This window comes from Bullifex sp., assembly GCF_034103065.1.
In the GTDB taxonomy this organism is placed as follows: Bacteria; Spirochaetota; Spirochaetia; order Sphaerochaetales; family Sphaerochaetaceae; genus Bullifex.
This window is the reverse complement of the sequence record NZ_JAXEGN010000197.1, coordinates 1-2,761: the sequence shown is the minus strand read 5'-3', so window position 1 is coordinate 2,761 and position 2,761 is coordinate 1. Positions and strand designations below refer to the sequence as shown.

Here is a 2,761-nt window from a genome sequence, read left to right as displayed (position 1 = left end):
ATAACACCATATAATGCAGCAGCCCCATCAAATAGCCTTCTTAAGAAAGTTATTTTTTCTTCTGTCAGTCCTGAATCAAGATACATTTTATCAATTGTTTTTTTAGATAAAGGTTTTGGATATGCCATACATTACTCTCTTTTTAAATCTAACTACCACTATACAATAAATTATTTATCCGTACATCACATTAAAAAAAAAGACTTACAGTTTCTTCTTTTAAGCCACTGCAAGTCATTGTGAATTTTATTCAAACTCAATAGTTCCTGTTGGTTTTGGAGTAAAGTCATAAAGAACTCTGTTTACCCCCTTAACCTCACTAGTAATTCTCTTTACTATATGTTGCATTAATGCAAATGGGATATTTTCAACTTCAGCAGTCATCGCATCAGAGGTATTAACAGCACGAATAATAACAGACCATTCAAAAGATCTCTTACCATCCTTAATACCAGTTGATCTGAAATCAGGAACAACAGTAAAGTACTGCCAAACCTTTCCTTCTAAACCATTCTTACTAAATTCTTCACGAAGAATTGCATCTGATTCTCTTACAGCCTCAAGTCTATCCCTTGTAATAGCACCAGGACATCTTACACCAAGGCCAGGACCTGGGAATGGCTGTCTAAATACCATGTTATCAGGAAGACCTAAAGCCTTGCCAACAATTCTAACTTCATCTTTAAATAGAATTTTAACTGGCTCAACTAGAGCAAAATTCATATCCTCAGGAAGACCACCTGCATTGTGGTGTGCTTTAATTCCGTGTTCACTCTCTAAAATATCTGGCCAAATTGTACCTTGAGCTAAGAATTCAATACCATCTAACTTTCTTGCTTCTTCAGCAAATACTTCAATAAATTCTCCACCAATTATCTTTCTTTTTGTTTCAGGATCTGTAACATTTGCAAGCTTATCAAGGAACCTATCTGTTGCATCAACATAGATTAAATTTGCATTCATCTGATTTTGGAAAACTTCAATTACTTGTTCAGGTTCGCCTTTACGAAGAAGTCCATGGTTAACATGAACACAAACAAGTTGTTTTCCAATAGCTTTAATTAAAAGTGCTGCTACTACAGATGAATCAACACCACCAGAAAGTGCAAGAAGAACCTTCTTATCTTTAATTTGTTCTCTAAGTGCAACAATCTGCTCATCGATAAATTGATTTGCAAGTTCAGTAGTTGTGATTCTAACCATATCATCTGGTCTTCTATCAAATACCATTATCATCTCCTTCCCATTAATAAATGGGTTAAGACAAAATTAACAGAAAAATATAATTCTTATCCATAGTTTAAACTATGTTTTATGGTAATATTCTAAATATGCTTAAAGATAATGTTCCATATTACTATTTAGATAAAGATCAAAACTGTGCAGAAACAGTACTTCATATCATAAATGATGAATATCATTTAAATCTAACAGAAGATGATTTTCTCTTAATCGGAGGCTTTGGTGGAGGTTGTGGATGTGGCATCACATGTGGTGCTCTAACAGCTTCAATAGCTGCACTTGGAAAGCTTTTCATCAAAGAAAGAGCTCATGCAACTGAAGGCTTTATGCCAATGTGTGGAGAATTTGTTGAAGAATTTAGAAAAGCTCTTTCCTCAATCGAGTGCTCATGCTTAAAGCCAAAAAACTTCGAAGAAGGAAAGAGATGTATGAAAACAGTAAATTCTGCCCTTGATTTATTCGAAAGGTTTATTAAAGAACGCTCTTAAGCCTCTCAGTTAAAAGTAAATAGCGGTCATACTTTTCTTTTTTAGAAAAGTGTTCCTCTCTATGCTCTCTAACGCAATTAGAGTAATCTAGATTTTTATCACCAAACTGCTCTGAAGTAAGGTCAAAGACTACATCATTTACCTTATTAAAGCAGTGATGTGAACCATCTTCTAATACAATGCCATAAACCTCTCCGCCAAAGATATCTTGGGCAAGAAAGGCTGTAATAGAGCACTGCCCAAGAGTAATGTTATCATCACTCCATTTATCTCTAAGTCGAGGAGCACAGGTTTCTATTGACCAACATTTTGATAAAAGATCATAAAGATGTCTTTGGTTCTTTATTCTTTCATCATTAGCACCTACGCTTTTACTCTTCCATCCATAAAAAGAATATGCTTTAAGGTCACAAAACTCTTTAGGATTTTTATCAAATATCTTCTTAACATATGAACAAACAGGATTTACTTTAACATTCTTACTTTTTGCTTCCTCAAGAGCACATTCAACTAAGCGTTTAGCTATACCCTGCCCACCATAAAAAGGATCTACAAAGGTATGATCAAAAGACCAAATATCATCATTAACAGTGTAATCACACTCACCTATTATCTTTTCACCATCTTTAGCAATACTTCTATTATTTTCAATTAAAACTTCAATCATAGCTTAAGCATACCTATTTGATAGCTTATTTGGCAAGGAAAGAAATCCATTTTGGTTTACATTTATTTTCAACCATAATATCATTAAAAACGAGGAAATAGATGGGAACATATTTAAATCCAGGATTAAATAACTTTATTGAAGATAAACAGCGCCTCCATTATATTGATAAGACCCTCTTGATAAAAGAATTAAATAATAAAATAGATATAAAGGATAAATTTATTTGTTCTTCACGCCCAAGAAGGTTTGGAAAGACAATGGCTGCAAATATGATAGCAGCCTACTACTCTAAAGGCTGTGATTCTCATGAAATATTTTCTGATTTAAAAATTTCTACAACTCCATCATTTGAAAATCATAT

General features: G+C 33.3%; 4 protein-coding genes. 2 read left to right on the top strand and 2 right to left on the bottom strand.

Going from position 1 to position 2,761, the window contains the following annotated elements:
* Positions 1–246: 246 nt before the first annotated feature.
* The gene (gene guaA, locus SOY52_RS07585) at positions 247–1,230 is read right to left on the bottom strand and encodes a glutamine-hydrolyzing GMP synthase (RefSeq protein WP_320848355.1); all 984 of its coding nucleotides are present in this window, start codon (positions 1,228–1,230) and stop codon (positions 247–249) included.
* Positions 1,231–1,331: 101 nt separating this feature from the next.
* On the opposite strand from guaA, the gene SOY52_RS07580 reads away from it, so the two are divergent.
* Positions 1,332–1,730 carry a C-GCAxxG-C-C family (seleno)protein gene (locus SOY52_RS07580; RefSeq protein WP_320848354.1) on the top strand — a complete coding sequence of 133 codons (399 nt, stop codon included), beginning with the start codon at positions 1,332–1,334 and terminating at the stop codon, positions 1,728–1,730.
* Here the strand turns inward: SOY52_RS07580 and SOY52_RS07575 are convergent.
* Entirely contained in the window at positions 1,714–2,397 is a 684-nt protein-coding gene (locus SOY52_RS07575; protein ID WP_320848353.1) for a GNAT family N-acetyltransferase, read from the bottom strand. The two genes, SOY52_RS07580 and SOY52_RS07575, sit on opposite strands and share 17 nt — an antisense overlap.
* A 101-nt stretch (positions 2,398–2,498) precedes the next feature.
* Between SOY52_RS07575 and SOY52_RS07570 the strand changes: the two genes are divergently transcribed.
* Positions 2,499–2,761: AAA family ATPase (locus SOY52_RS07570; RefSeq protein WP_320848352.1), on the top strand; the 263-nt coding region annotated here is incomplete at its 3' end.

Bases quoted from the DNA above. Each gene is read 5' to 3' on its own strand.
- guaA (WP_320848355.1), bottom strand. From the start codon at position 1,230: ATGGTATTTGATAGAAGACCAGATGATATGGTTAGAATCACAACTACT.
- SOY52_RS07580 (WP_320848354.1), top strand. From the start codon at position 1,332: ATGCTTAAAGATAATGTTCCATATTACTATTTAGATAAAGATCAAAAC.
- SOY52_RS07575 (WP_320848353.1), bottom strand. From the start codon at position 2,397: ATGATTGAAGTTTTAATTGAAAATAATAGAAGTATTGCTAAAGATGGT.